Source organism: Ensifer sp. LBL, from assembly GCF_050435225.1.
In the GTDB taxonomy this organism is placed as follows: Bacteria; Pseudomonadota; Alphaproteobacteria; order Rhizobiales; family Rhizobiaceae; genus Ensifer.
Map to the genome: position 1 here is coordinate 150,955 of NZ_JBNDJY010000009.1, position 24,359 is coordinate 175,313.

At 63.4% G+C, this 24,359-nt stretch carries 24 protein-coding genes; 4 read left to right on the top strand and 20 right to left on the bottom strand.

What is annotated here, in order from left to right:
- Positions 1 to 72 precede the first annotated feature (72 nt).
- Complete coding sequence (locus OKW20_RS29350; RefSeq protein ID WP_429177904.1) at positions 73 to 840, top strand: sulfite exporter TauE/SafE family protein; 768 nt, start codon at positions 73 to 75, stop codon at positions 838 to 840.
- Between the two features lie 169 nt (positions 841 to 1,009).
- Here the strand turns inward: OKW20_RS29350 and OKW20_RS29355 are convergent, their stop codons facing one another.
- Entirely contained in the window at positions 1,010 to 1,342 is a 333-nt protein-coding gene (locus OKW20_RS29355) for a DMT family transporter (protein WP_043616967.1), read from the bottom strand.
- A 42-nt stretch (positions 1,343 to 1,384) separates the two neighbouring features.
- On the bottom strand, positions 1,385 to 2,308 hold the full coding sequence (locus OKW20_RS29360) for a DMT family transporter (RefSeq protein ID WP_429177995.1): 924 nt from the start codon (positions 2,306 to 2,308) through the stop codon (positions 1,385 to 1,387).
- A gap of 395 nt (positions 2,309 to 2,703) precedes the next feature.
- Here OKW20_RS29360 and OKW20_RS29365 point away from each other — a divergent pair, with 395 nt between their 5' ends.
- Positions 2,704 to 3,624: a LysR family transcriptional regulator gene (locus OKW20_RS29365; protein WP_429177906.1), complete on the top strand. Its 921-nt coding sequence runs from the start codon at positions 2,704 to 2,706 to the stop codon at positions 3,622 to 3,624.
- 418 nt (positions 3,625 to 4,042) lie between these two features.
- Here the strand turns inward: OKW20_RS29365 and OKW20_RS29370 are convergent, their stop codons facing one another.
- The 7 genes from OKW20_RS29370 to nirK all read right to left on the bottom strand — a co-directional run bounded on the left by OKW20_RS29370 (position 4,043) and on the right by nirK (position 12,209).
- Positions 4,043 to 5,536 carry a TolC family protein gene (locus tag OKW20_RS29370; protein ID WP_429177908.1) on the bottom strand — a complete coding sequence of 498 codons (1,494 nt, stop codon included), beginning with the start codon at positions 5,534 to 5,536 and terminating at the stop codon, positions 4,043 to 4,045.
- A 95-nt stretch (positions 5,537 to 5,631) separates the two neighbouring features.
- Positions 5,632 to 7,692 (bottom strand): FUSC family protein, encoded by a 2,061-nt coding sequence (locus tag OKW20_RS29375; protein WP_429177910.1) that lies wholly within the window; start codon positions 7,690 to 7,692, stop codon positions 5,632 to 5,634.
- Positions 7,670 to 8,734, bottom strand: a complete 1,065-nt coding sequence (gene mdtN, locus OKW20_RS29380; RefSeq protein WP_429177912.1) for a multidrug transporter subunit MdtN — start codon at positions 8,732 to 8,734, stop codon at positions 7,670 to 7,672. The genes OKW20_RS29375 and mdtN overlap by 23 nt, the downstream gene beginning before the upstream one ends.
- Positions 8,731 to 8,976: a YtcA family lipoprotein gene (locus OKW20_RS29385; RefSeq protein ID WP_429117521.1), complete on the bottom strand. Its 246-nt coding sequence runs from the start codon at positions 8,974 to 8,976 to the stop codon at positions 8,731 to 8,733. The genes mdtN and OKW20_RS29385 overlap by 4 nt, the downstream gene beginning before the upstream one ends.
- A gap of 253 nt (positions 8,977 to 9,229) precedes the next feature.
- A complete protein-coding gene (locus OKW20_RS29390) occupies positions 9,230 to 9,877 on the bottom strand; it encodes a Crp/Fnr family transcriptional regulator (protein ID WP_429177997.1) in 648 nt (215 codons plus the stop codon).
- 175 nt (positions 9,878 to 10,052) lie between these two features.
- Positions 10,053 to 10,970, bottom strand: a complete 918-nt coding sequence (locus tag OKW20_RS29395; RefSeq protein WP_429177915.1) for an SUMF1/EgtB/PvdO family nonheme iron enzyme — start codon at positions 10,968 to 10,970, stop codon at positions 10,053 to 10,055.
- A gap of 102 nt (positions 10,971 to 11,072) precedes the next feature.
- Entirely contained in the window at positions 11,073 to 12,209 is a 1,137-nt protein-coding gene (gene nirK / locus OKW20_RS29400; protein ID WP_034790564.1) for a copper-containing nitrite reductase, read from the bottom strand.
- Positions 12,210 to 12,548: 339 nt separating this feature from the next.
- Between nirK and OKW20_RS29405 the strand changes: the two genes are divergently transcribed.
- Positions 12,549 to 13,772 (top strand): NnrS family protein, encoded by a 1,224-nt coding sequence (locus tag OKW20_RS29405; RefSeq protein ID WP_429177919.1) that lies wholly within the window; start codon positions 12,549 to 12,551, stop codon positions 13,770 to 13,772.
- Between the two features lie 69 nt (positions 13,773 to 13,841).
- Here OKW20_RS29405 and OKW20_RS29410 read toward each other — a convergent pair whose 3' ends face one another.
- The 4 genes from OKW20_RS29410 to OKW20_RS29425 all read right to left on the bottom strand — a co-directional run bounded on the left by OKW20_RS29410 (position 13,842) and on the right by OKW20_RS29425 (position 16,459).
- The gene (locus OKW20_RS29410; protein ID WP_429177921.1) at positions 13,842 to 14,168 is read right to left on the bottom strand and encodes a metal-sulfur cluster assembly factor; all 327 of its coding nucleotides are present in this window, start codon (positions 14,166 to 14,168) and stop codon (positions 13,842 to 13,844) included.
- On the bottom strand, positions 14,155 to 14,685 hold the full coding sequence (locus tag OKW20_RS29415) for a DUF2249 domain-containing protein (RefSeq protein WP_429177923.1): 531 nt from the start codon (positions 14,683 to 14,685) through the stop codon (positions 14,155 to 14,157). The genes OKW20_RS29410 and OKW20_RS29415 overlap by 14 nt, the downstream gene beginning before the upstream one ends.
- A complete protein-coding gene (locus OKW20_RS29420; RefSeq protein ID WP_429177925.1) occupies positions 14,666 to 16,045 on the bottom strand; it encodes a hypothetical protein in 1,380 nt (459 codons plus the stop codon). The genes OKW20_RS29415 and OKW20_RS29420 overlap by 20 nt, the downstream gene beginning before the upstream one ends.
- A 135-nt stretch (positions 16,046 to 16,180) precedes the next feature.
- Positions 16,181 to 16,459 (bottom strand): DUF2249 domain-containing protein, encoded by a 279-nt coding sequence (locus tag OKW20_RS29425; protein WP_156134081.1) that lies wholly within the window; start codon positions 16,457 to 16,459, stop codon positions 16,181 to 16,183.
- Between the two features lie 224 nt (positions 16,460 to 16,683).
- On the opposite strand from OKW20_RS29425, the gene hemN reads away from it, so the two are divergent.
- Complete coding sequence (gene hemN, locus OKW20_RS29430; protein ID WP_429177927.1) at positions 16,684 to 18,036, top strand: oxygen-independent coproporphyrinogen III oxidase; 1,353 nt, start codon at positions 16,684 to 16,686, stop codon at positions 18,034 to 18,036.
- 23 nt (positions 18,037 to 18,059) lie between these two features.
- Here hemN and OKW20_RS29435 read toward each other — a convergent pair whose 3' ends face one another.
- The 7 genes from OKW20_RS29435 to OKW20_RS29465 all read right to left on the bottom strand — a co-directional run bounded on the left by OKW20_RS29435 (position 18,060) and on the right by OKW20_RS29465 (position 24,349).
- A complete protein-coding gene (locus OKW20_RS29435) occupies positions 18,060 to 18,551 on the bottom strand; it encodes an N-acetyltransferase family protein (protein WP_429177929.1) in 492 nt (163 codons plus the stop codon).
- A 173-nt stretch (positions 18,552 to 18,724) separates the two neighbouring features.
- Entirely contained in the window at positions 18,725 to 20,626 is a 1,902-nt protein-coding gene (locus OKW20_RS29440; protein ID WP_429177931.1) for a nitric oxide reductase activation protein NorD, read from the bottom strand.
- Positions 20,627 to 20,634: 8 nt separating this feature from the next.
- On the bottom strand, positions 20,635 to 21,447 hold the full coding sequence (locus tag OKW20_RS29445) for a CbbQ/NirQ/NorQ/GpvN family protein (RefSeq protein ID WP_429177933.1): 813 nt from the start codon (positions 21,445 to 21,447) through the stop codon (positions 20,635 to 20,637).
- Positions 21,448 to 21,512: 65 nt separating this feature from the next.
- Complete coding sequence (locus OKW20_RS29450) at positions 21,513 to 22,859, bottom strand: cbb3-type cytochrome c oxidase subunit I (protein ID WP_429177937.1); 1,347 nt, start codon at positions 22,857 to 22,859, stop codon at positions 21,513 to 21,515.
- A gap of 24 nt (positions 22,860 to 22,883) precedes the next feature.
- A complete protein-coding gene (locus tag OKW20_RS29455) occupies positions 22,884 to 23,336 on the bottom strand; it encodes a c-type cytochrome (protein WP_429177939.1) in 453 nt (150 codons plus the stop codon).
- A gap of 171 nt (positions 23,337 to 23,507) precedes the next feature.
- On the bottom strand, positions 23,508 to 23,786 hold the full coding sequence (locus tag OKW20_RS29460; protein WP_429177941.1) for a cytochrome C oxidase subunit IV family protein: 279 nt from the start codon (positions 23,784 to 23,786) through the stop codon (positions 23,508 to 23,510).
- A gap of 5 nt (positions 23,787 to 23,791) precedes the next feature.
- Entirely contained in the window at positions 23,792 to 24,349 is a 558-nt protein-coding gene (locus OKW20_RS29465) for a cytochrome c oxidase subunit 3 (RefSeq protein WP_429177943.1), read from the bottom strand.
- Positions 24,350 to 24,359 lie beyond the last annotated feature (10 nt).

The following is a 24,359-nucleotide window of genomic DNA, read 5'->3' on the forward strand; positions in this document are numbered from 1 at the left end:
GGCTATCGGAAAAACAGCCTTCGGACCAGCCGAAGTCTGATTGCGGATGATCCGCATTGTGCCGGTGCGGGTATGCGCTATGCCGGTGGCATGCTCGATCTTGCTCCGTCCCTCGCCGTTGCGATTGCCGCAACTTTCTTCGCCGCCGGCATCCTCAAGGGCGTCACCGGCATGGGGTTGCCGACCCTGGCGATGGGTGTGCTCGGTACGCTCATCTCACCCCTTGCCGCCGCCAGCCTGTTGATTGCCCCGTCCTTCGTGACGAACGTCTGGCAGCTTCTTGCCGGCCCGAGCTTCGGCGCGCTCGCTATTCGGCTTTGGCCGATGATGCTGGCGGTCGTCGTCGGCACGCTCAGTGGTTCATCGGTGCTTGCCGGTGGAAGCACCGCGCTGACGACGGGCGCGCTTGGTGCAGCACTCGTTCTCTACGCGGCCTTCACACTCTTTGCGCGTCAGCTACACGTACCGGCAAAGTGGGAGCCGTGGCTGTCTCCGGTCGTCGGCGCGGCAACCGGGATCGTGACGGGCGCAACTGGCGTCTTCGTCATCCCGGCCGTGCCCTACCTGCAGGCGCTTGGTCTTGAACGGGACGACCTGGTGCAGGCGCTCGGCCTCTCATTCACTGTCTCCACGATCGCCCTCACCGCCGGGCTCGTCTGGCAAGGCGCCTTCGAGGCCGACAATCTGCTCGTCTCCAGTCTCGCCATTGCGCCGGCGCTCGTCGGCATGTGGGCAGGGCAACTCGTTCGCAGCCGTGTCAGCCCGTCCGCATTCCGGCGCGGTTTCCTCGTCTGCCTGCTCGTGCTCGGCGCCGAAATGCTGGCGCGGCCGCTTCTATAAACGGGTCATCCAGTACGCTGTTTGGTCACGTTGGGACCGCGAATTCCCGCTACGGAATGCTGACCCGCCACACACGACCGCGGCCGGCTGATTGTGACAGCAGCATGGTCGAGAAAGATGGCTCAATCTGTTGAAGAAGCTGTGTTTTGAGGCCTCTCTATCCTGGAGTTCATGCTGGCATGATCTTCAGCGCGATGACGCCGCCGGCGATCACCAGCATTGCGGTTGCCCGCGAGAGAGTGATGGCTTCGCCGAAGAGCAGCACGCCGCAGAGAACGGATCCGACGGCGCCGATGCCGGTCCAGACCGCGTAAGCTGTACCTAGCGGCAAGGTCTTGAGCGCCTGGGTAAGCAGGGAGAGAAAGACAACCAACGCGACGATCGAGACCAGCGTCCAGGACAGGCGGCTGTAGCCGTTCGAGAACTTGGTGCTGACAGCCCAGGCGACGTCTGCAACCCCGGAGAGAACAAGATAGATCCAGGCAAGCGATGTGGATGACATGGCAATTCTCCGGCGTTCGGCAGATCGCGATCGGTTGCGGCTTCAGACGAGTTTGATGATGGCGACACCGGCCAACAGCAGCACCACGCCGCCCAGGCGCAGCCCCGACACGGACCGCTGCGGCAGGCGGAACCAGCCGTAGCGATCGACGAAGACGCTTGCGACCTGCTGGCCGGCCACGGTGAGGCCGACAGCGGCGGCTGCGCCGATCGCCGGGATCGCGGTAAAGACAGTAGTGACATAGGTCGCTACTGCGAGACCGCCGAGCCAACCCCACCAGGGCATCGTCTGCACGCCGGCGATGTCAGGGCGGGATGTCTTTTGCCCGGCGAGCACCAGAAGCATCACAGCCGCCATGGCGAGCGTTGCGACGAGAAACGAGATCGCACCCACCGCGAACGGCGCACCACCGAGATCATGACGCAGGAGCGCATTGACGGCGCCCTGGACCGGGAGCACGGCCCCTGCCATCAACGCAAGGGCGATCCAGCCAAGCCGGTCCGCTTTAAGATTGTCCCTTCCGCCTTGCCCGAACACGACCATGGCAACCCCGAGGAGCACGACGAGCGTGCCGACGGCGGCCCCGAGCCGCAGTCCCGCCTGCGGGACGCCCAGCAAGCCGAAACTATCGAGCGTGAGAGAAGCGAGCATCTGTCCGGCGATGAACAACCCGACGGAAACGACGGCGCCAAGGCGGGGGAAGAGAACGATGGTCGAGACGACGTAGACGGCCGAGGCGGTGCCGCCGATGAGGTGCCACCACTTGACCGCGGGAATTGCGCCAAGGGCAGCGATTGTCCCCGTCACGAGGGTGACGAGAAACAACAGGCCGGTGCCAATCGCGAGCTGAAGCGTGGTCGCCGCAAAGGGCGATCCGACGGCTTTGGAAAGTTGGGCGTTAGCGCCCGCCTGAACGGCGAGCAGGCCACCCGCAAACAAAGCCAAGGGAACGAACAGGGTCTCCATCACGGGACCTCCTGGATAAAAATGACGTTGAAAATGGAGGAAGGGTTGATCAGGTGGACGCGCTCTAGTGCGGCAACGGCTGAGGACGGTGCGGGGCGGCCGAGTGAGCACCCGTCCTAAGCGCCCTATCGCCGAAGAATGGGATCATCTCGTGTCGCTCCACCGACCGGCCCATCCGATCGTGAGACCAACATTAGCCGGTGCTCCGTTGCAGAACGATCTGTCGTTTTGCCTAGTGCCTCTGCGTATTTGCACAGCCGCATTCAATGACGGCTCCAGACCGAATGGGTCGTCTAGACCGTGGAACTCGATGGCGAAAAGCGATTGACAATACGCGGTGGTGGCAGTGCAAATTCGCCCATCCGACGAACAACCTGTTTTAGGTTTGCGCAATCATGCACAGCCATCACCGTATCGACTGGGAAGACCTCCGCTTTGTTCTGGCGGTTGCCGAGGCGAACTCCCTTGCTGCCGCCGCCAGGGCGCTCGGCGTCAATCACACGACCGTGCTCCGGCGTGTCGGGTCGTTTGAGCAGAAGCTCGGGGTCCGGCTGTTTGACCGGCTCCCGTCCGGCTACACGCTCACTGCCGGCGGCGAGGAGCTCCTGGCGGTGGCCCGGCAGATGGCTGACACGGTCACGGAGCTCGAGCGCCGCTTGACGGGGCAGGATTTGCGGCTCGAGGGTAGCCTGAGGATCACCACCACCGATACGCTCATGGCGTCGATCCTGCCCTCGATCCTGGCTGATTTCCGTCAACGTCATCCCGGCGTCCTGCTCGAGGTCAGCACCTCGAATGCGCTTGCAAACCTCTCCCATCGCGACGCGGACGTCGCCATACGCCCCGCGGTCGATTCACCGGATGCTCTGGTCGGCCGGCGGATCGCCAAGGTCGCTTTCGCCGTCTATGCGGCGCCGTCCTATCTCGACATTCGGGGACTGGCCGCTGCCGATACGATCGATATCGCACGGGAACACTGGATCGGGCTTGGCGATGCGCTCGCGTCCACGAGCGTGGCACGATGGATGCGTGCGGCGCTCGCGGCGCCCGCGGTCTTGCGTTGCGATTCGCTGGTCACGGCGCGCGAGGCGGCAATGGCCGGCATCGGTCTTGCTGCCCTGCCCTGTTATCTTGGAGACACGACACCCGGTCTCGTCCGCATCGGCGCGCCGGTTGCCGAGATGACGCGGGAGCTTTGGCTTCTCACACACGAGGACCTGCGGCGCACGGCCCGTGTCAGCGCCTTCACCGAATTTGTCGGCCAGGCGCTCGCGAGACATCGCCTGCTTCTCGAAGGCAACAAGCCCTCTACTTAGGAGTTCCCCCGGGAACGGCCAATGCGGACGGAGCGCTTAAAATCACTGCAAATCCAGTTGGTCAGGGACACGTCAGATGCCTAGCTCAGTTTGCGAAACCTATCCCGGAATATGCGAAAAAAGCCGCCTGAAATATCCGAGGCCGCGCCGTCTCCTGCGTGCGGCAAATGAGAACCTCCGGGGTGCGCCACGGCCGATACTATCCACGCCGGTCGTCATTCCGTTGACGCTCGAAAGCGAACGCGTCTCGGCAATCCGGATTGGATCGGCCGTCTCTATGCTGGGATTGCTCATTCTTGCCGCTCATATCGGAACGACGGCCGTGGCGGGCATCCTTGCTGGCGCGTTCGATGGACTGTTGATCGAGGCGTCGTCGATCCTGTGGTGAGCGAAGTGGATCACACGTCACGTCGGGTCGTCAGAAGCGATTGACCACATTGCGGTTGGTCAGCGTTCCCGTCGCAAAAGCAAGGCTGGCCGCGGCGACGAGCGTGTCGCTGTAGGCGGTCGCCTTTGCGACTTTCGCCTGCAGCAGCGCCGTCTGCGCGATGCTGACATCGGTGATCGTGCCCAGGCCCTGCTTGTAGTAGTCGACCGCAGCATCGTAGGTCGTCTGAGCGGCGGTCGTCAGCTCGCTTGCTGCCGCATAGCCGGCCAGGCTGGTTCGCAGCAGATCGTAGGCGACGACAACTTCCCGCGCTGCGGTGTTTTGCAGCTGCGCCATCTCCTGCTCGGCAGCGCCGACCTGTGCCATCGCCGACTGCAGCCGCGAATCGCGCAACCCTCCATCGTAAATCGGGAAACTCAGGCCGATCATCAGGTTGGCGTTTGGCTGGTTGACCCGGATCGTCGAGCGCTGGTCGAAACGGGTGTCCTCGACGCTGAGCGAGCCGATGTTGCGGTTCACGTTGCCCACCAGTGCAACCTTCGGCATGAACTCCGCGCGGGCGGCCGCAATACCGTTCTTGTCGGCCTGCAGGCGAGCAAAAGCCGCCTGCACATCCGGGCGACGCTGGAGCGATGTCGCAATCAGCCGGTTGAGGTCTTCGGGTACGGCCTTTGGCAGAGCGCGATTGCTGCCGTCGGCGATGCGGATCTCGAGGGTTGGCGAGACCCCGACCGCTTCGAGAAGCGTCATGTAGGCATTGCGCTCGTGCCCTTGCGATTGGGTCAGGTTGAAGCGCGCCTGTGCCACCTGCTGGTTTGCCTGAGCGACTTCGATCGATGTGGCGATGCCGCGGCCCATGCGCGCCTTGGCGGCCGCCTGAACAAGCTCGGCATTCTGCACCGTCTGGCGGGCGATCTTCAGTTGAACGCGCGCCGCCGTCAGGACGAAATAGGCGTTTGAGACGTCAAAGATCAGCTTCTGGTGGGTGCCGTTGAAAGTGACGTTTGCGGCAAACGCCAATTGCGTCGCAGCCGCTTTCCCCGCATCCCGCCCGCCGAAATCGAGGAGCAGCCACTTGACAGTCAGGGATGGAATGAACTGCGCGCCGGTTGTCGTCAGCGTGCCGGGCGCGATCGGTATAGGCCCGCCGATGCCGGGTGCAGTCGCCGACGTCTGCTCAAGGCCGGCCAGAACATCGGCCGTCAGGAGAGGCAGGTACACCGCTTCGGTCATGCCGACGGCGATCGCCGCCTGCCGGGCGCGCTGCCAGGCGGCACGCGTGATCGGATTGGTTCGCTGCGCGATATCGACCAGTTCCGGCAAGCTGTAGTCGTGTTTCGGATCGATCGTCGGCGTCGCGATCGTAATCGGGATCTCAGGATTTGGCGCGAGAGAAAAATCCGGCGCGCCAGCACTCGCCTTCGAGGCTTCCTTGTTGCCCGTTCCCGAAACGGCCGGCCGGTCAGCGCTCGGTGGCGCCAGATCATCGAGAGCCGCGGACGTGCAGGCTGCCAGGATCGACAATGCGCCAAGGAGAAGAGAGCCTCGGGCTGCACGGCACAAGCTTCGGCAAAGGGCGATCACCCCTGCCGAACCCCACCTCGCCCCCGCAGAAACCATCATTCCAAGGCATCCCCCGCCGCCAGCCGCCGAACCACAGTCTCGATCTTCTCGTAGAGTTCAAGCCTCCAGGCGAGCTCGTCGCGAATTCGCCGGGGAAAACCTCGCGCATCGTCGATTGCCTGCCGGGCGCGGGCGAGACGCGCTTTCAGCCGTCGAAGCGCCAGGGACAGATCAGAATTTGGCTTCGTCGGGGGCCAAACCTCCAATCGCTCGGCCTGATCGTTCAGCCATTGCGCCACCGCGCGTTCATAGCCAACGACGGCGCGTTTGAGCGGCGCAGACGCGCCACGCAACGGGCCGAAGGCGCGGTCGTGTTCGCGCAGTTCGACGATGGGTGCGGCCAGTTCCTGCAGGGCGAGGGCAATACGCTCCGTCGTCCGGGCGTCGATGTCTCCCCGTCGCACGTTTGCCGGCTCGAACCGCAGCAGTTCGCTCCGGCGCAGGGCGCCGGCGACACCGCTGATCAGCTCGGCATAGTCGCCGGTGCGGCCGCCGCGGCGCGCCAAGAGGTCGGCAAGCATGGCGCCGCTTGCCGCAAGGCCCTTGCGTATTCCCTGCCCGATGCTGACCGGCCAGATCGTCGAGAAGACGACCGAAACGACGATGTTGCCGAAGACGATACCGATGATGCGATCGCGCGCCTCGTTGAGATCCAGGTTTGGGCCGAAACCGTGCAGCACGACGAGGAAGAAGCAGAGCGCCATCTGCCAGCCGATGTAGGAAATGCGCTCAGAACCGACGGAAATCCATGCCGCAATGAGGCTGACCGTACCGACGAGGAAAGCGAGCTGGCCGATATCCGTCATGTGCGGCACGAGCCAGATCGTCGAGCCAATCGCAACGGCGCCGCCAAGCAGGCAGCCCGTCAGCCGCAGCGTCAGCTTGTGCAGGGTCTCGCCCGTCGTCCCAAGCGCCACCATGAAGCAGGTGATCAGCGCGGTGTGGATCGCAAACCAATCGAGGGCCGTATAGGTGATGTAGGTGATCATCACCGCAAGCAGCGCCTTCAGCGCGAACTGCGTGTAGAGCGGATTGCTGAAAGCATCCGGCAGGAAGAAACCTTCCTCAACAGCGCCTGACGCGAGCGCGGGCTGGTCAACCCCCGCCAAAATGTCGACGATCCTTTCAACCTGGCGCGCCGGGAGAGGATCAGCGGCTTTGAAGGCACGAAAATCAGGCGAGCCGAGCAAGCCCTGCTCGGGCGGCTTATATCTACGGATCGCTTCGGCAATGCGGCGAAGAACCTCCGCCGCCGCAGCATTTTCCCGCGGCCTCCGCTCATCGAGCGATAGGGCGAGTGCCAGTGTCAGCAGATCATAGGACGCGTCCGTCGCCGCCTTCATGCGCGCCACGTCGCGCTTGCCCATCAAGGCCAGCAGCTTTGCGACCCCCGCATATTTCTTGAGCTCGCCATTGCCTTTGGCCAGCAATGCCGCAGCCACAGGTTTCGCCGCGTCGTCTCCGCCGGCCAGAAGTCGGCCTGCCACTTCCAACCGTTCGGCGATCGCGGAGCGAAGCTTTCGCGCCGGGCTACGGCCGGCGATGACATGGATCGCGACCAGGTAGACGACCGGGAAGAACACGACCACCCACATCCAGGCGAGCCCTCGGATCAGCAGTTCCGGGATCGGCACGATGTCGTAGAGTGTCATGACGAAGGCAAAGACCATGGCGACCGTGCCGATCGGCGGCCCGGCGCGGCTTGCCTGCGTCAGGTACATGCCACCGAACGTAAAGAAGGCGACCAGCGCCAGGCGCAAGGCCGGCTCGTCCGCCACGACCATGAGGCAGACGATGGCCAGCAGAATCCCGATTGTCGCGCCGACCAACAAGCCGATGGCGATCAGGATGCCGGAGCCGGCATCGGCTCTGAAAGCGAAGAAGACGAGATAACAGGAGATCGCCGCTTCGGGGACCTGCAGCGCCATCGCCGTCACCGCAACCAGCGTGGTGACCAGCGCCATGCGCAGGGAAAGGTCCAGCCGGCCCGGATAGGGCTTCAACTCGTCCCAGAGGATCGACGTGTAGCGGACGCTACTTCGCGGCTGGAACAGCATCGGCGTCGTTGCGCGCGGGCCCGATGACGACGACGGCGGAGGCGCCGACGCGCATCAGGTCCTCCGGCGGGTTTTCAAGTCGCACATGTACGGGAAAGCGCTTGGCGACCCGCACCCAGTTCAGCGAGTTGGAAACGATCGGTATGCCGAGGATCGTGGCCGAATCTTCCGATCGCACGCCCCAGCCGACACCCTCGACCGTGCCGGAAACACGACGCTCCGGATCCGCCATGACGAAGACATCGGCGCGGCTGCCGATGGCGATCGCCTTGAGTTCCGTTTCGCGGAAGAAGGCGACGGTCTCCCATTCGGCCGTGTCGATCAGGGTAAACAGCGTTTCGGCAGGAACCACGACCTTGCCGACCGTCGTGCGCAAGCCGACGATCTTGCCGTCGAACGGCGCCCGAACGATTGTGTTCTCCAGGTCCCGCTCCGCAAGTGCGACCGTCGCCCGCGCCACATCTGCCTGGGCCTTACGGGTATCGAGGGTGCCGATCACCCGGTTTGCGCCATGGGCCGACTGCAACGCTTGAGCAAGGCTGACCTCGGCATCCTTGACGGCGGTACGCGCCTCGTCGACCTGCTGCGCCGTCACGAACCGCTTCGGCAAGAGCGGCTCCAGCCGCTCCTGTGTCTGGCGCGCGAGCATGACATTGTTCTTTGCGCGGGCGATCTGCCGGTCGGCGACGTCGGCATTGGCACGCTCGAGATCGAGATTGCGCTCTCCCTGCGCCACTTCCGACTGCGTCGCCGTCAGTTCGGCCTGCGCCTGCTCGAGGCGAAGGCGATAGGGTTCCGGATCGAGGCGGAAGAGCACATCGCCCTTCTTCACGCTCGCATTGTTGCGCACCTCGACGGCGATGACCCGGCCCGGCACGCTCGCGGCGATCGCGACCGTCGGCGCATCGATTTCAGCGACGTCCGTGCGCGGGCTGCGATCGACCTGCCAGAAAGCGAAATAGACCGCGAAGGCCGCGCTGGCGATGATGAGCGGGCCGAGCACACGCGCGACCGCGCGCCGGAAGAGATCACCGGCACTCAATGCGGCGCTCCGCCAAAGGCCAGGAACCAATAGACGATGCTGGTGGTGAGCGCGAGCGAGAGGTAGACGAGAAGCGGCGCCGGCAGGTGTTCGTCGATGCCGGCGTGTACGAGGATCAGCCTTGCGACGACCGTCGTGACGATACCGAGCCCGGCACAGAGCAGCCAGGCTGGAAAATACGAGCCGAACACCACGATCGAAGGCGCAAGCGGATCCCGGGCACAGCCCGCGACCGTCAGCATCCCCACCGACAAAAGTGCGCGCCCGAACGTCCGCCGCCGGCGGCCGGCACGCATGCTAAATCGAACCACACCATCCCCCATGTCATGGCCATCGTCATGCAGTTGCCGATACTGGTGAATTACGCGAACCGATTCAACCATTCATGGACCTGCATCACCCGGGTTCGGGAGACGACCGGTCGTTGAAGGGCTGATGATCAGTGGTTCCTGCGACGGATGGCCTCGCCCCATATAGGTGCGATCAAGGGCCGGGTTAGTTGTCGGCGCGCTCCGCCAGGCGCCGCAGCCCGGGAATGTCCTTCAGCGTCAGCTTCTGCCGTCCGCCGACGACCAGGCCCCGCCCCTCCCAAGCGCTGAGGATGCGCGAGACCGTGTGCAGCGTCGTTCCGGTCATCTCGGCGATATCCTGACGCGAGATCGGAAAATCGATGCGGATGCCGCCGCTCTCCGGTTTTCCGGCCTGTTCGGCCAGCCGAAGCACCGTGTGTGCGACGCGGCGCTCGACTTCTTCGGTCGACATTTCGCGGATACGGGTATGGGCCTCGTCGAGGCGCTGGCCGATCGTATGGAGGGCATTGACCGCAAGATGCGGATTTTTCTGGACGAAGATGTTCCAGAGTTCCGTCGGCCAGGCGAGGACCAGGCTTTCGGTCGCCGCCGTCGCCGTGCCCGGATAGTCGCTGCGCTGCAGTGCCCGGGCGAAACCGAAGAGATCGCCGGGATTGACGACCCGCACGATGATCTGTTGCCCGTCCTTGGTGACCTGGGTCACCTTCAGCCGACCATTCAGCAACAGGAAGAAGAAATCGGCCGTCGCACCTTGTTCGAACACGGCCTCGTTCTGCGGCACGCGCCGCACCGTGGCGCGCGTCAGCAGCGTGTCCAGTTCCGGGTCGCTCATCTTCTGAAACAGAGGGAGCGATTTGACGAGTGTGCGATCGAGTGCAGCCACGTTGGCCCTACATCCTGCCGATTAGAAATTGCCTCTGCTCTAGCATAGCGCCGGGTCCTGCAAAAGGACCCGGCATTTATGCACTAGAGAGGGTTTTCCCAGCAATTTCATCGGCCGTCCCATCTCAGCCCGCACCCTGAAACCGGCGTTCGAAGGCATAGAGATAGCCCGAATACCAGCGTCCGTCGCGCACGAGCCGGAAGCCGAGATTGTCAGGCGGGACGCCGACCGCGCAGCCGCCGCTCTTCGGATCCCGGATGAAGAAGCTCATCGACGCCCGATGCTTGCCGTTGACGACGAAGATGCCGCAGGCGGGCGCCTCCTTCAGCACCTCGCCGTCGTCGCCGATCGTGACGCGGCGGTGGCAGGTCTCGGTCCATTCCCAAACGTTGCCGTCGAGATCGGCAACGCCGTACTCGTTCTCGCCGAAGGCGCCCGAGGGCTGCGGCATCGGGTTCTTCGCCCGCTGCCGACTGGATTCGCGCTCGTAGTCCGCAAGCCAGCGCAGCGCCGGATTGTCCTTGGTACCATCGATCCCCAGCGCATCGTCGGGGAATTTGGACCCGGCGGCGAAGGCCCATTGCTGGTCGGTCGGAAGGCGCCAGACCGCGCCGGTCTTCTTGGTCAGCCAGGCCGCGTAGTCGGTTGCGTCCGTATAGTTGACCCCGGTCATTGGCACGCCCGACAGGCCGGCACCATGGCCGCCCTCCGGCTGCTGGCAGCCGTTATCGGCGACGCAGCGGTCATAGTCCTCGCGCGTCACCTGGTATTTCATGATTTCGAGCGGATCTTTGAGCGCGGCGACGACGATCGGCGCATCGACGGCAAATCCGTTCTTCAGGAAGTGGCCCTCGGCGCGATAGCTCATCTGACGCGGCGCAATTGTGACGGTCACCGGCGGCCGGATCGACGGATCGATGCCGTCCTTGAGATCGTCGAACAGCCCCACCTTCGCCGAAAGCACGCCGCCGATTGCCGCCAAAAGGACGGCCGGGGCTGCGAGCGAGAGGAGCGAAACCGCAGTTTTCTTGGTGCTGGGCATGGGAGGTCTCCGGGGGAAGTAGCACGCGCCTGTTGGCGCGTACTTTTGTTCGCGCGTGGGGTCGCTGTCGGCGCGGCCCCACGATCATCCGCTGTCACCCGGCTACATCGACGCGGGCTTGACGACCGATGTCATCAGGTCGTCGTTCCATTCGCCGGTGACCTTGAAGTGGCCAGCGGCACCCAGCTCGAACGCCTCGATCAGGTTGTGGTTGACGTAGGCGTACACACCCGGCTGGCGGAAGGTGTAGAAGGCAGCGCCCGCGGTACCGCCCGGTATGAGCCAGGTTTCCTGGTCGAGGTCCGGCGGGTTGCGGAACTTGCCGGTCGCCCAGACATAGTCACCATGTCCGCCGATCAGGTGCGGCCGCGTATCGCGGTTGGCCTGCGAATGGACGACGAGCACGCGCTCGCCCACGGCCGCGGTCAAAGCATGATCGCCGGTCAGCGCGCCGACCGCGCCGTTGAAGACGATGTGGGTCGGGGTGAGCGTGCGCATCGCCTTGACCGCATCCTCATAGGCTTCGCCGGGGGTTTCGTACTTCTTGTAGTTTCCGGCCTCATCCTTCGGCACGTAGAAGTCCTGCTCGCCGACATAGTAGATCTTGTCGTAGGTCAGCGGCTGGCCCTTCTCGTCCTTCAGGCCGTCGCGCGGCAGCACCATGATGGCGCCGTTCATGCCCGAGGTGACGTGCCAGGGCACCATGCCTTCAGGCGCGCAATGGTAGACGAAGACGCCGGGCTTGGTCGCCTTGAAGCGCAGCGTAGTTTCCTCGCCCGGGTTCACCTGCGTCAGCGCCCCACCGCCAAGCGCACCGGTTGCGGCGTGGAAGTCGATGTTGTGCAGCAACGTGTTGGTGTCGGGGTTGATCAGCCGCAGTTCGACATAGTCGTTCTCATGCACCACCATCAGCGGGCCGGGCACCGAACCATTGAAGGTCATCGCATGGATCTCGGTGCCCTCGCGGTCGATCACCAGCTTCTTTTCCTCGATCGTCATGGTGAACTCGACGACGCGCGGTCCGGTCTTGGCGACCTGATCATGGGCGTGGACGAAAGGCGGCTTGACGAGATCGACCTTCACGCGCGGCAGCGTCGAGATGTCGACGGGAGCAGCACCGGCTGCCGCGGCGGCGCCAGCGGCATGTGCCTGGGCGGTATGGAGAAGCGGCGCAACCGCGCCCGCCAGGGCAGCGCCGGCAAGCATCGTCCGGCGGGTCATCTGAAGTTGTTCAGTCATCTTGCTCTCCTTCAGCGCGTTCCAGCGGCCGGGATTGGCCTTCTGCAAAACGCGCCTGTATTCAACGCGTTAGGGTGGGTGGCGCCGACTTTGGCGGCCTCACCTCCGGTCTCGACCACCGGTCCCCCAGCAGCCACTAGAGAAGTAGAACCACAGACGAATCGCGTCTTTGTCTTGGAACAAATCGTTGCGAGGAGATCGCTTTTCTTTATGCCTTGCGACGTCGGTGGTCCGACCGGGCCGCGATACTTGCGTTTTCGCAAAGAGGGCCTTCGAACCCATTGATAGATCAAGCCTCATCCGCAAGTCCCTAAAGGACGCACGACGAGGACCACGACCATGTTGGACAGATTGATAAAGCCGAAACCAAGCGGCGGCATTCCGCGCGGACTCTCGACCACCGGTCCGGTGCTTTTTTCCTATGGCTTCCGGCCGTTCTTTCTGGCGGCCGCCCTGTGGGCGATCGGCGCCATGGCGCTGTGGATCGCCGCGCTGATTCTCGGGCTGGACCTAGCCGGCGACTACGGTGCCGCCCATTGGCACGCGCATGAGATGCTGTTTGGCTTTTCCTCCGCCGTTCTCGGCGGCTTTCTGCTGACGGCGATCCCGAACTGGACCGGAAGGCTGCCGGTTTCCGGCCAACCGCTCGCTGCCCTCTTCGGGCTCTGGGTCATTGGCCGGGTTGCTCTGCTTTCGAGCGGCATCATCGGCCTACCTGTCGCAGCCGCTGTCGAAGCTCTGTTTCTGCCGGTGCTGTTGCTGATCTGCGCGCGCGAGGTGATCGTCGGTCGCAAGTGGAAGGACCTCAAGGTGATCGGCGGGCTCATAATTTTGTCCGCCGCCAATATCTGGTTCCACCTCTCGGTCCTCGGCAATCTCGATGTCGACGCCGCAGCGCGGCTGGCGATCGGGGCCTACACCATGCTGATCATGATCGTCGGCGGACGCATCGTGCCGAGCTTCACGCGCAACTGGCTGAACAAGGTTGGCCGCACCGATTTCCCGGTTCCCTACAACCGGTTCGACACCGCAGCGATCCTGATCGGCGTTGCGGCGCTCGGCGCCTGGACCTTCGCGCCCGTTCACATCGTCACCGCATCAGTTGCTGTCATCGCGTGCGCCTTTCATGCGGTACGGTTGCTGCGCTGGCACGGATCGCCGACCTGGCCGGAGAAGCTGCTTTTCGTCCTCCACGCGGCTTACGCCTTTGTGCCGCTCGGCTTCCTGGCGATAGCGGCCGGCGGGATCGAGCTCCTCGGTGACTACCCGGTCATGCATGTACTCACCGTCGGTGTGATCGCCTTCATGATGCTCGCCGTGATGACGCGCGCCACGCGCGGCCATACCGGACGGCCACTGGTGGGATCGGCACTCACCAGTGCCTCCTATGTCGCGATTGCGGGCGCGGCGCTGATCCGGCCGCTGGCCGAGGTGCTGCCGGCTCACTACCACCATCTAATTGCGCTTTCGGGTGTGTTGTGGATCGCCGCCTTCGCACTGTTCACGGTGGAATACGGACCGATGCTGGTGCGCGAACGCCGCGCGCCCCGCGCCTCGTCCTGACCGCACGCCCAAACCCCAATGCAAAAGGCGCCGCATCTGCGGCGCCTTTTCTTTTCTAGAAGGCTGGTCCTAGAAGATGCTGCCGTGGCCAAGTTCCAACGCGCCGTCGGCGATCATGTCAGGCGTCCACTGCGGCTCGTACGTCAGCCGGACCTCGGCATATTCGACACCCGGCACATACCAGACGCAGTTCTGTACCGCTTCCTTTAGGAACGCGGTCGCCGGGCAGCCCTTGATCGTCGTCGTCATGGTGACGCGGACAATGCCGCCCTCCTGCACGTCGATGTCATAGATCAGGCCGAGATCGACGACGTTCCCGCCCATTTCGGGGTCGATGATGATGCGCAAGGCATCGCGGATCTTGGCTTCGAGGTTCAGGTTTTCAGGCGCCGACATGGGAACGTCTCCCTCCGATGCGAATGAGGATCCGATAGGTCTCACCGGTCGTATCGAAATTGCCCGCCCATTTGTGGCCGCGCTTGGCGAGTTCCGGATAGAGGAACAGCGGCTCGCGTGCGAGCAACGCGAACAGAACCTCGCCTTCGGCCATCTTCTCGGCCGTCGCCAGGATGCGCACCATCGGTTCAGGCGGATCGAGCTCCGTCAGATCGAGCTGCCGGCTCGGGTCGGGCCAGGTGTCGAGTTCCGTTTCACCGGCCGAAAGCCTGATCCCCTCGACCTCCCCTTCCAGCGTAAACAGAACCTCCCAGTCGCCATTGTCGAGCGGGCGGTCCTGATGGGTAAAGCCGCGACCTGCCATGACGCTGAAAAGCGGAACGGGCCGGAAGGTTGCGATCAGCTTCAACGCCTGGCCCGGCGCGAGGCTATCGACTGCATTCATAATGGCCTGGAACGGATCGCTGCCGCCGCGCAAGTGCGGCCGTACGTCGAGTTCATAGGGATCTTGGCTCATGGGAACCTCCGTGAGGAATGGATGGCAGAAACAGGCCTGGCCGAACTAGTCCGTCAGGCAATCGAAGCTCGGCCGGAACGTTGATCAGTCGCCGTGTTCGCACGAACTCAAGGATGAGCGCATTGACGGCAATCAACTGGCCGAGACTTGCAAAACGAAAGAGAGGCGCGCTGCCGATCAGGAGCGCGAGCGTGCCCACCGCGATCGTCAGATAAAAGAGCCGGAACCAGCGAAGGGCGGACGTTTCGCTGACGAGGTCCTGCACCCTCGGGGTCGGCATGCGCCCAAGCGCCGGCCCGTAACATTCGAGCCAGGTCAAGAACGGTACGATCTTGTAAAGCTGGGCGAGGCCCATGCCCGTCAGCCAGCCAAAAGCGACGAGATAGACGACAGCGCCGATAGCTTCACCGAGGCGGCCGGCGACCAGCAGCGCGACGAAGAGCAGGCTCGCGGCGACGAGCGATGCGAAGGCGCCGATACTGGCGCGGCTGTTGAGCTCGATCGCCTTGCGCCGGCGTTCGCGATAGATGCGCTGGATATCGTTGACATAGATCGCGACCACGGCCACGCCGGAACCGACGGCAAGGAGGAGAAGCGGCGAGCGGCCAATACTGCCCACGAGAATGACAGGCACTGCTGCCGCCAGAAGGCCGAGGGAAAGGGTGCCGAGCGCGAAGACCAGCCGGCTGCTCGTCCGTTCCTTGTCCGGCGACAACATGAACATGGTCAAAAGCCGATAGCTGACACCCATCGTGCTGAAGCTCAACCAGCCGCAAAGGCCGAGCGAAGCATGTAGGGAAAGACCGTCGACCGTGAGGTCGATCGCACCCTCCGCGTCGATCAGGCCCGAGAGCACACCGGCATAGACGCCGCCGAGCAGCATTGTGCCGAAGAGAGCGGCAAGGCCGACCGCGACGAAGCGGGCCGGGAGTGGCAGGGGGCGTGAATGCCAAAGCGTGACCGCGAAGGAAAAGCCGAGCACCGAAAAGCCGACGATCGAGAAAGCGGCTCCAAGAGGAAGCAGCATCACCGGAAGATCGATCGCGCCGGAAAGGCTGATAAAACCGAGCGCCAGGCTGGCGATGCCGACGATAAGAAAGAGCAGCGCCGGCAAAGCGACGCTCGGCAAGGATAGCGGCTGGCCGACGAGAACAGGCACGAATTGCAGCAATGCGCCGGTCATCAGCAGGCTCAGCCAACCCAGAACGACAACATGGACGAGCGCCAGCGTTTCGGGCGCCTCAAGGGCCAAGACCGGATAGCCGAAGCCGAGGACCATCATGGTCTCGCCAAGGACGAGGAAAATCAGCGCGGCCGCGAAATAGGACATGGTCCAGCGGGATAGCGTGGCTGCGAACATGGTGGTTCAACCCTCGGATCACGATGGCGCTGGTTAGGCCAAGCAAGCGCGATCGATTCTGGTAAGTGAGAGCGGGATGGGAGCGGAAAATGACTCACGCTTTTTCTCACCCCGCTCTTGAAGGACACCAGGGGCTCAGTGCCCGCCGCAGCAGCAGTCACAGCCAGAGGACTGCTGCCGGCCGATTTCCACACGCCAGACGTCAGGTCCCTGCTCGAGATATTCCCAGGTGAATTCGCCCGGATAGCGGGTTTCGAGCTGATAGTGCAGCGGGCGCGGATCGTGGTCGTTGACGATGATGAAGGCGCCGCCCTCGGCAAGCGCGTTCAACATGCCGAAGATTTTCGGATGGCGTTCTACCGGCGGGATCGTCCGCACATCGATGAAGGGCTTGTCGGTCTCTGCAATGGTCATGGTCATCCGCTTCTGAGCGCCGTCGTTTAATGATGATCCGGGAAACGCCGGCGCACACGCCCCGGATTTCCACAAACTAGCGACAGTGCCGCCGCGACATTTTGTCGAAGCGCAAACAAATCTCGCTTTGGCCGAGACCAGCCCCGTCCTTGACTTTTCGCAAAGAGATACCGGCCCGCACGGCCTAGAAAAGCTGCATCCATCGCCACCCAGATGAGGACGAAATGTTAGCTTCCGCGCTCCTGAAATATGGTGAAATGCGCCTGCCGCGCTATACGAGTTATCCAACTGCACCGCGCTTTGCCGCTGATGTCGACGATCACACCTACAGCGACTGGCTGAAGGCGATCCCGGATGGGCAGGACGTGTCGCTCTACCTGCACATTCCCTTCTGTCGCTCCATGTGCTGGTACTGCGGCTGCCACACGACGATCACCAAGAAGGACGATCCGATCATCGACTATCTCGATGTGCTCCGGGACGAGATCCGCATGGTCGCCGATACCATTGGCCGGCCGCTTCCAGTATCGGAGGTACACTTTGGCGGCGGCACGCCGACGATCATCGAGCCGCGTGAATTCCTGGCGCTGATGGCGCTGATGAGCGAGCGTTTAGCGCTGGCACCATCGGCCAATGTCGCCGTCGAGATCGATCCGCGCCGGCTGACGCTCGCCATGGCCGAGGCGCTCGGCGAAGGCGGCGTTAGGCGTGCCAGCCTCGGCGTGCAGAGTTTCGATCCCGTCGTGCAGAAGGCGATCAACCGCATCCAGAGCGAAAAGCAGACGGCCGAAGCCGTCGACCATCTGCGCGGCGCGGGCATCGGTGGGATCAATTTCGACCTGATCTACGGCCTGCCGCATCAGACGGTGCGCTCCTGCGTCGAGACGGTCGAAGCGGCCGTTTCGATGCGGCCGGAACGGTTCGCGGTTTTCGGCTACGCCCATGTGCCGAGCTTCAAGAAGCACCAGCGCATGATCGACGAGAACGCGCTGCCCGACAGTGCCGCCCGCGCCGAACAGGCGATGGCGATCAGGGAAGCGCTGGTCAAAGCTGGCTACCGCCAGATCGGCCTCGATCATTTTGCGCTTCCTGACGACGATCTCGTCACCGCACAGGAGGCTGGGCAACTCCGCCGCAACTTCCAGGGCTACACGACCGACACCTGCGAGACCCTGATCGGTTTCGGCGCCTCGGCAATCGGCCGCTCGCGCGACGGTTATGTCCAGAACGAGGTGCCGCCCGGCGTCTATGCAAGCCGTATCGCATCGGGACGCCTCGCAACCACCAAGGGCTACCGGCTGACCGACGAGGACCGTCTGCGCGCAGCGATCATCGAACGGCTGATGTGCGATTTCAACGCTGATATTTCCGCGATCGCCGTGGCGCATGGCCGGGACTGGCAATCGCTCATTGAAGGCAACGGCAAATTGGCCGAACTGCGAAAGGATAGCGTGATCGATATCACCGATGGCATCATCTCCGTTCGCCCCGAACACCGCTTCGTCATCCGCGCGGTGGCCGCGGCCTTCGATGCCTATATCGACGAGTCCCAGAGGGTGCACAGCAAGGCGGCGTGACTGACCAGTTCGAGCGAAACCCTTCAGCCTGACGGCTTTAACGTTTTGCGATAGTGGTGGGTTTCAACGGTAAACCGGCCCGTGACGTCCTTTGGAAGCCAGAGGGTGTCTACAAACGAGCGGGATAGCAGCCATCCTTCCCGCTCATAGAACGCTTGGGCACGCGCGTTGCCCGCGGTGCAAAACAGTTCCGCTTCTTCTACACCCCTCTTTTGCTGGAATGCCTCGGCGAAGGAGAGCAGTGCGCTTGCCAGGCCGGTTCCGCGAGCGCTCTCACCGACATAGAGCTTCACGATCTCGGAACCTTTTACCGAAACAAACCCGAGCACGCCCTGATCTACAGCGACGTAGAATTCGTCGCCAGCCTGTGCCAGCCAAAGGGAAAAATGCGCCAGCGTGCGAAACGGCAATATCCCTGCTGGAACGAGATGGGCATGAGCTTGATACCACCCCTGGTGCCAAAGCTCGACGATCGCCGGATGGTCCTCGTCTCTTGCGCTACGAATCTCAAACATGCGTCAACTTCTGTGAGAATGGTGCAGTTGAAGGTCTCACGGCCAGATGCCGCCAGGGCCAAAACAACGCAGAGATGAGGGGGCGATTGGTTGTAGCCGCGATCGGCATTCGGAACAAGGAGCCCTCACCCGGGGGCCGACGAATGCCAGCCTCCGAGTTTTGCTATTGGAGTTCAACCCACCAGATTGCGATAGATCGCCGGCAGTGCCGCCGGCAGCCGCGAGATGTTGCCGACCACGGCGTAGCCGTTCTGGCCGAACATGGCGGGCACGTAGGACTTCGCCTCCCGGTCGACAGTAACGGCGAAGGTGTTGATGCCGCTGCGCCGTGCCTCGGTGACCGCGCGGCGGCTGTCTTCAAGCGCGAAACGCCCCTCGTAGTGGTCGATATCGTTGGGTTTGCCGTCGGTCAGCACCAGCAACAGCTTCTTGCGGTTCGGCTGCCGACGAAGCTCGGCCGAGGCATGCCGGATCGCGGCGCCGATGCGCGTGTAGTAGCCGGGCTTCAGCGCTGCGATGCGCGCTTCGACCAGCGGCCCCATCGCCTCATCGAAGGCCTTCACGGTTTCGACCCGCACCCAGTCGCGCCGCCTTGAGGTGAAGGTCAGGATCGAGTGGTTGTCGCCGCAGGCCGAGAGCCCGTGCGCAAGGATGAGCAGGGCCTCTTTTTCCACGTCGAGCACCCGCCGGTTGTCGGACCAGGAATCGGTCGACAGCGACACGTCGACGAGGATCGTCACTGCCAGATCATGCACCTGCGGTCGGCTCATCAGATGAATACGGTCGCTGCCCTGGCCGCCGGCCGCGAGATCGGTGCGGGCGCGCACGACCGCGTCGAGATCGAGATCGGCGCCGTCGAGTTGTGCACGTAGCATCTCGTGCCGCGGGCGCAGCACTTCGAACTGGCGCCGCACCCGGCGGATAAGGCTCCTGCTTTCCTCGGTAAGTTCCGTCCGCTCTTCCTGGGCGGAAGCCGGCATGGCCAGCACGCGGCAATGGTCCTTGAGGTACTGGCCGGTCCGGTAGTTCCATTCGGGATAGGTCAGTTCGGCCGTCAGCGGCGTCGGGTCGACGGCTTCAGGCGGCAGATCCAGATCGAAGCGGAAGCGTGCCGAGGGCCGTCCCTTGCGCTCGCCGAGCGTCATGTCGTCGAGTTCCTCGGCAGCCTTGCTGTCGTGGTCGTCGCTGTCGTCGCCGGGCCGGTCGACATTGACCATCTCGGCCATGGCCAGGATCTTCTCGAAGCGATTGAGAATGAAGGGGCTGCGTTCGCCCTTGCGGTTCTCCGGATTTTCGCGCACCGCCACATGGCGCTCGACCTCGGCGCCCGCACTCTGCGTGCCCGGTGCCGCGGCAACATCTTCGTCGCGCGTGGTCGTGGTTTCGGTGCGCAGCATCGTATCCGGCCAGAGCGGCATCGGCAGCATCGGCAGGTAGCCGGGCGGCGCGCGGTGCGGGAAAATGAACGGCAGCGTGGTGTCTGCTTCCCCCGTCGTCTTGCGCAACAGGCGCAGGATACGGTTTTCGAGATGTTGCTCGACCGACGGCAACGCCCCCCTTTGCCGCTCGGCAAGTGTTGCCTCGGCGAGACGCCGATAGCGCCGCCTAAGGCCTGGGAACCGCTGGAAGACTTCTTCGACCGTTTCGAGCGCGCGCGATACCAGCGCAAGATCACGACGGAGCGGATCGATTTCGTTGACCGGGTCGACCGGCATCGTCGCCATATAGGCGACGAGCCAGTGATAGAGATCCCGGTTCAGGTCTTTCGTCGGAAAAAGGTCGATCTCGCCCGGCAGCATCAGCGACGCGTGGTCGCGCGCCGGCTGGACGAGTTTTTCTTCGCCGAGCCCCATTCGCTGCCGCCACCGTAGGCGATGGGTCGACGTGCGTCCGCGAGCGGGGACGATCTGCACCGCCGCCTCGCCGCCATGTCCGCGAAAGGAGACGCCGAGCACCGGCAGCATGTCGGCGAGCTTCACCGCCTCTTCCGGATAACGCCGCCTGGTTCTGGTGTTGCCGACGAAACGGTGCCAGGCCCGTCCGACGGTTTCTTCGAGCTCGAGGAAATCAAGCATGGTTCACCTCACGCGATCAGCGAACCGGCCACTTCGAGAAGTGCTGCGCGCACATCCGGTTCGTCGGTCAGAGGCTCGATCATCGCGGCGCGCACCGCATCCTTGACCGGCATGCCGGCATCAATCAGCGAGGCACAATAGACGAGCAGCCGGGTCGACACGCCTTCTTCGAGGTCATGCCCCTTCAGGGCGCGCAGCCGCTGCGCGAGGTTGACGAGCGGCGCCACCTGGCTCTCCAGCAGTCCGCTCTCCTGCGAAACGACTGAAATCTCCGCGTTGCGCGGCAGGAAATCGAACTCGATCGCCACGAAACGTTGCCTTGTGCTGGGCTTCAGGCTCTTCAGCAGGTTCTGGTAGCCGGGATTGTAGGAAACGATCAGCATGAAACTCGACGGTGCTTCGAGCAGTTCGCCGGTGCGCTCGAGCGGCAGCATGCGGCGGTCGTCGGTCAGTGGATGCAGGACGACGGCCACGTCCTTGCGAGCCTCCACGATCTCGTCGAGATAGCAGACGCCGCCGTTGCGCACGGCGCGGGTGAGCGGACCGTCCACCCAGACGGTATCGCCGCCTTTCAACAGATAGCGGCCGGTGAGGTCGGCGGCGGCCAGATCGTCATGGCAGGAAACGGTCGAAAGCGGCAGGCCGAGCTTCGCTGCCATGTGGCTGACGAAGCGGGTCTTGCCGCAACCGGTCGGTCCTTTCAGAAGGAGCGGCAGCTGCCGCACCCAGGCGCTCTCGAACAGCGCGCATTCATTGCCGGAGGGGCTATAGGCGGGGATATCGAGCGCCGCGCGACTGACGGCAGATTGGACAAGGCTCATGGCAAGTCTCCATGCTGGGAATTCTTGGGGAGATGCCGGCGCGGCGAGCCGCGCCGGCTGGTCGGTCATTCGGCGGGCTGGACGACACCGGCGAGCGTCTCGCTGCGCTCGCGCCCGGGCACCAGAACGGCCCAGATGAACATCAGCGCCGAGATCAGGACGACGGCACCGGAACCGAGGCGGATCCAGTAGAACAGCGCCAGCTGGTCCTGGACGTCCATGTAGCTTTCGCCGAGCACGCGCTGCAGATGCGCCTGGAGGACGCCGGCAAAGGTGAGCGCGAAGGTCATGACCGACATGGCGGTGCACATGATCCAGAAGCTCACCATCGACAGCCACTGGTTATAGGGCGCACGGCCGCGGATTTCCGGAATGGCGTAGGCCATGACCGCGAGGTTCAGCATCACATAGGCGCCGAAGAAGGCGAGGTGTCCGTGGGCCGCGGTCACCTGGGTGCCGTGGGTGTAGTAGTTCACCGAGGACAGCGTGTGCAGGAAGCCCCAGACGCCGGCGCCGAAGAAGGCCATGACCGAGCAGCCGATCGACCAGAGGAGGGCTGCGCGGTTCGGATGCTTGCGGCCGGCCTTCCAGGTCATCACGAAGGTGAAGACCACCATGGTGAAGAAGGGGGCCACTTCCAGTGTCGAGAACAGCGAACCGATCCACTGCCAGTAACCCGGTGCGCCGATCCAGTAATAGTGGTGGCCCGTGCCGAGGATACCGGAGAAGAGCGCCAGGCCGACGATGACATAGAGCCACTTTTCGACGACCTCACGGTCGATGCCGTTGAGCTTGATCATCAGGAAGGCGAGCACCGATGCCATGATCAGTTCCCAGACGCCTTCGACCCAGAGATGGACGACATACCACCAGTACATCTTGTCGAGCGCCAGGTTGATCGGATTGTAGAAGGCGAAGAGGAAGAAGATCGCCACGCCCCAGAGCCCGAAGATCAGGATGTTGGTGACGGTCGTCTTGCGGCCTTTCAGCACCGTCAGCGTGATGTTGTAGAGGAACATCAGCGCGACGATGACGATGCCGACCTTGATCGCGAAGGGCTGCTCGAGGAACTCACGGCCCTCGTGGATGTGCATGAGGTAGCCGACGACGGCGATCGCTGCGGCGATCAGGAAGATCCAGAACTGCGCGACGGCGATCTTCGTGCTGTAGAGCTCAGTTTCCGCCTCTTCCGGCAGCAGGTAGTAGGTCGCGCCCATGAAGCCCATGAGCAGCCAGACGATCAGCGCGTTGGTGTGGACCATGCGCACGATGTTGAAGGGCAGCAGCTCGGAGAGCGTGTTGGGCAGGACGTAAATGGTGCCGGCAAGCACGCCGAACAGCACCTGGGCGAGAAACAGGCCGAGCGCTCCGTAGAAGTAGAGCATCGCGACCTTTTGGGTTTGGTATTTCATGGTGTCACACTCCAATCGGTTCGCTTAGCCTGCCTCGTTCGGCGGCCAGTTCTGGGTCTTGATGCGGCTCGTCCATTCGAGGAAGTCGGCGAGGTCGTTGAGTTCCTGTTCGGTGAGATTGAACTGCGGCATCTGCCGCCGTCCCTCGATGCCGGTCGGCTGGGCGGCCATCCAGGCTTTGAACGTATCGCGGGCGCCGTCAGGATCGGCCTCGCCGCCGAAGCGCTTCCAGACATTGCCGAGCTCGGGCGCGAAATAGGCGCCCTCGCCGAGAAGCGTGTGGCAGTTGATACAGGAGTTCTTTTCCCAGATGTGTTTGCCGCGGGCGACCGCATCGGTCAGCGTCGTTTCATCCGTCGAGGTCGTGCGCATGTAGTAGTGGCTGTGGGCGGTCAGCCCGACAAAGATTGCGAAGAAAAAGAAGGACCCGCCGTAAAAGACGTTACGGGCCCCGGTTTTGGTGAGGCGTTCTGCCATCACGTGGTCCTTTCGATTTCAGATGGCCGCTGAGAGCGCGGCCGGCTGATCTGATCCCCTCTCCCCGTGCGGCGATGCATTTCCTGCGCTGGCAACAATCGGGGCGAACCCATGTCTAGGGAAATCGGCGGCGGCTTCTTTGCGTTTCGGCAAACAAGTCCGCGGGTCGCCTCAGCTGAAGAGAACAGTGCTCAGGACCAGCTTCGCTGCGGCGACAAGGACGAGCGCTGCGGGCCAGATCAAAAGGCCAAGACGAAGGGCCGACGGCGCCTGCCGGAGCCCCATGAAATCGAGCGCGACGTATCGGCTTTTGACGATCGCGAGCCCGAGCAGCACGGCGGTGACGAGAGCGGCCGGCCCGGCGATCGTCATCAGCGCCATGCCCGAAATCACGGCTCCGGCAAGCAGCAGCCAAGTGTTGAACAATTGCCGGGGATTGCGATCGGTCATGGCACTCACACGAGATAGACGAGCGGGAACATCACGATCCAGACCAGATCGATCACGTGCCAGAGCGTGGTGATCAGCGCGACATTGCCGGGTTTCGGTCGCCAGGCAACGATGATGAGCACGAAGGCACCGAAGACGACGTGCAGCAGATGGAAGCCGGTGACGAGGAAGTAGAGTTCGAAGAAGGAACCGAACCGAGGATCGCCGGCAACGCCAGCCTCGGCGCTATATTCGAAGAGCTTGATCCCCACGAAGGCGAAGCCGAAAAGTGCTGCATTTACCAGCGCCCGCCGACGTTGCTTAAGCGATGCACTCGGCCTCGTCGCCAAGGCCGCCTGCCAGCCGCTTGTCAGAAGGACAAACGTGTTGATACCGGCAAGCAGCGGATCGAGATGCGAGCGGGCGGCGGCAAACGCGTCCGGCTGAAGAAGGCCCACAATCAGGAAACCGACAAGCAGAATGCCGAAGGCGGCAAGTTCGCTCCAGACGAGCACCCAGAGCAGCAAGGCGTCCGTCGTGTCCTCTTCCGCCGTTGCGGCAATCGGATGACTGCGGGCATCCATGTCAGCGCCT

Excerpts from the sequence above, each read along its gene's own strand:
- OKW20_RS29350 (WP_429177904.1), top strand. The coding sequence starts at position 73 with ATGCGCTATGCCGGTGGCATGCTCGATCTTGCTCCGTCCCTCGCCGTT.
- OKW20_RS29355 (WP_043616967.1), bottom strand. The coding sequence starts at position 1,342 with ATGTCATCCACATCGCTTGCCTGGATCTATCTTGTTCTCTCCGGGGTT.
- OKW20_RS29360 (WP_429177995.1), bottom strand. The coding sequence starts at position 2,308 with ATGGAGACCCTGTTCGTTCCCTTGGCTTTGTTTGCGGGTGGCCTGCTC.
- OKW20_RS29365 (WP_429177906.1), top strand. The coding sequence starts at position 2,704 with ATGCACAGCCATCACCGTATCGACTGGGAAGACCTCCGCTTTGTTCTG.
- OKW20_RS29375 (WP_429177910.1), bottom strand. The coding sequence starts at position 7,692 with ATGCTGTTCCAGCCGCGAAGTAGCGTCCGCTACACGTCGATCCTCTGG.
- OKW20_RS29385 (WP_429117521.1), bottom strand. The coding sequence starts at position 8,976 with ATGCTGACGGTCGCGGGCTGTGCCCGGGATCCGCTTGCGCCTTCGATC.
- OKW20_RS29390 (WP_429177997.1), bottom strand. The coding sequence starts at position 9,877 with ATGAGCGACCCGGAACTGGACACGCTGCTGACGCGCGCCACGGTGCGG.
- OKW20_RS29395 (WP_429177915.1), bottom strand. The coding sequence starts at position 10,970 with ATGCCCAGCACCAAGAAAACTGCGGTTTCGCTCCTCTCGCTCGCAGCC.
- nirK (WP_034790564.1), bottom strand. The coding sequence starts at position 12,209 with ATGACTGAACAACTTCAGATGACCCGCCGGACGATGCTTGCCGGCGCT.
- OKW20_RS29405 (WP_429177919.1), top strand. The coding sequence starts at position 12,549 with ATGTTGGACAGATTGATAAAGCCGAAACCAAGCGGCGGCATTCCGCGC.
- OKW20_RS29410 (WP_429177921.1), bottom strand. The coding sequence starts at position 14,168 with ATGTCGGCGCCTGAAAACCTGAACCTCGAAGCCAAGATCCGCGATGCC.
- OKW20_RS29415 (WP_429177923.1), bottom strand. The coding sequence starts at position 14,685 with ATGAGCCAAGATCCCTATGAACTCGACGTACGGCCGCACTTGCGCGGC.
- OKW20_RS29420 (WP_429177925.1), bottom strand. The coding sequence starts at position 16,045 with ATGTTCGCAGCCACGCTATCCCGCTGGACCATGTCCTATTTCGCGGCC.
- OKW20_RS29425 (WP_156134081.1), bottom strand. The coding sequence starts at position 16,459 with ATGACCATTGCAGAGACCGACAAGCCCTTCATCGATGTGCGGACGATC.
- hemN (WP_429177927.1), top strand. The coding sequence starts at position 16,684 with ATGTTAGCTTCCGCGCTCCTGAAATATGGTGAAATGCGCCTGCCGCGC.
- OKW20_RS29435 (WP_429177929.1), bottom strand. The coding sequence starts at position 18,551 with ATGTTTGAGATTCGTAGCGCAAGAGACGAGGACCATCCGGCGATCGTC.
- OKW20_RS29440 (WP_429177931.1), bottom strand. The coding sequence starts at position 20,626 with ATGCTTGATTTCCTCGAGCTCGAAGAAACCGTCGGACGGGCCTGGCAC.
- OKW20_RS29445 (WP_429177933.1), bottom strand. The coding sequence starts at position 21,447 with ATGAGCCTTGTCCAATCTGCCGTCAGTCGCGCGGCGCTCGATATCCCC.
- OKW20_RS29450 (WP_429177937.1), bottom strand. The coding sequence starts at position 22,859 with ATGAAATACCAAACCCAAAAGGTCGCGATGCTCTACTTCTACGGAGCG.
- OKW20_RS29455 (WP_429177939.1), bottom strand. The coding sequence starts at position 23,336 with ATGGCAGAACGCCTCACCAAAACCGGGGCCCGTAACGTCTTTTACGGC.
- OKW20_RS29460 (WP_429177941.1), bottom strand. The coding sequence starts at position 23,786 with ATGACCGATCGCAATCCCCGGCAATTGTTCAACACTTGGCTGCTGCTT.
- OKW20_RS29465 (WP_429177943.1), bottom strand. The coding sequence starts at position 24,349 with ATGGATGCCCGCAGTCATCCGATTGCCGCAACGGCGGAAGAGGACACG.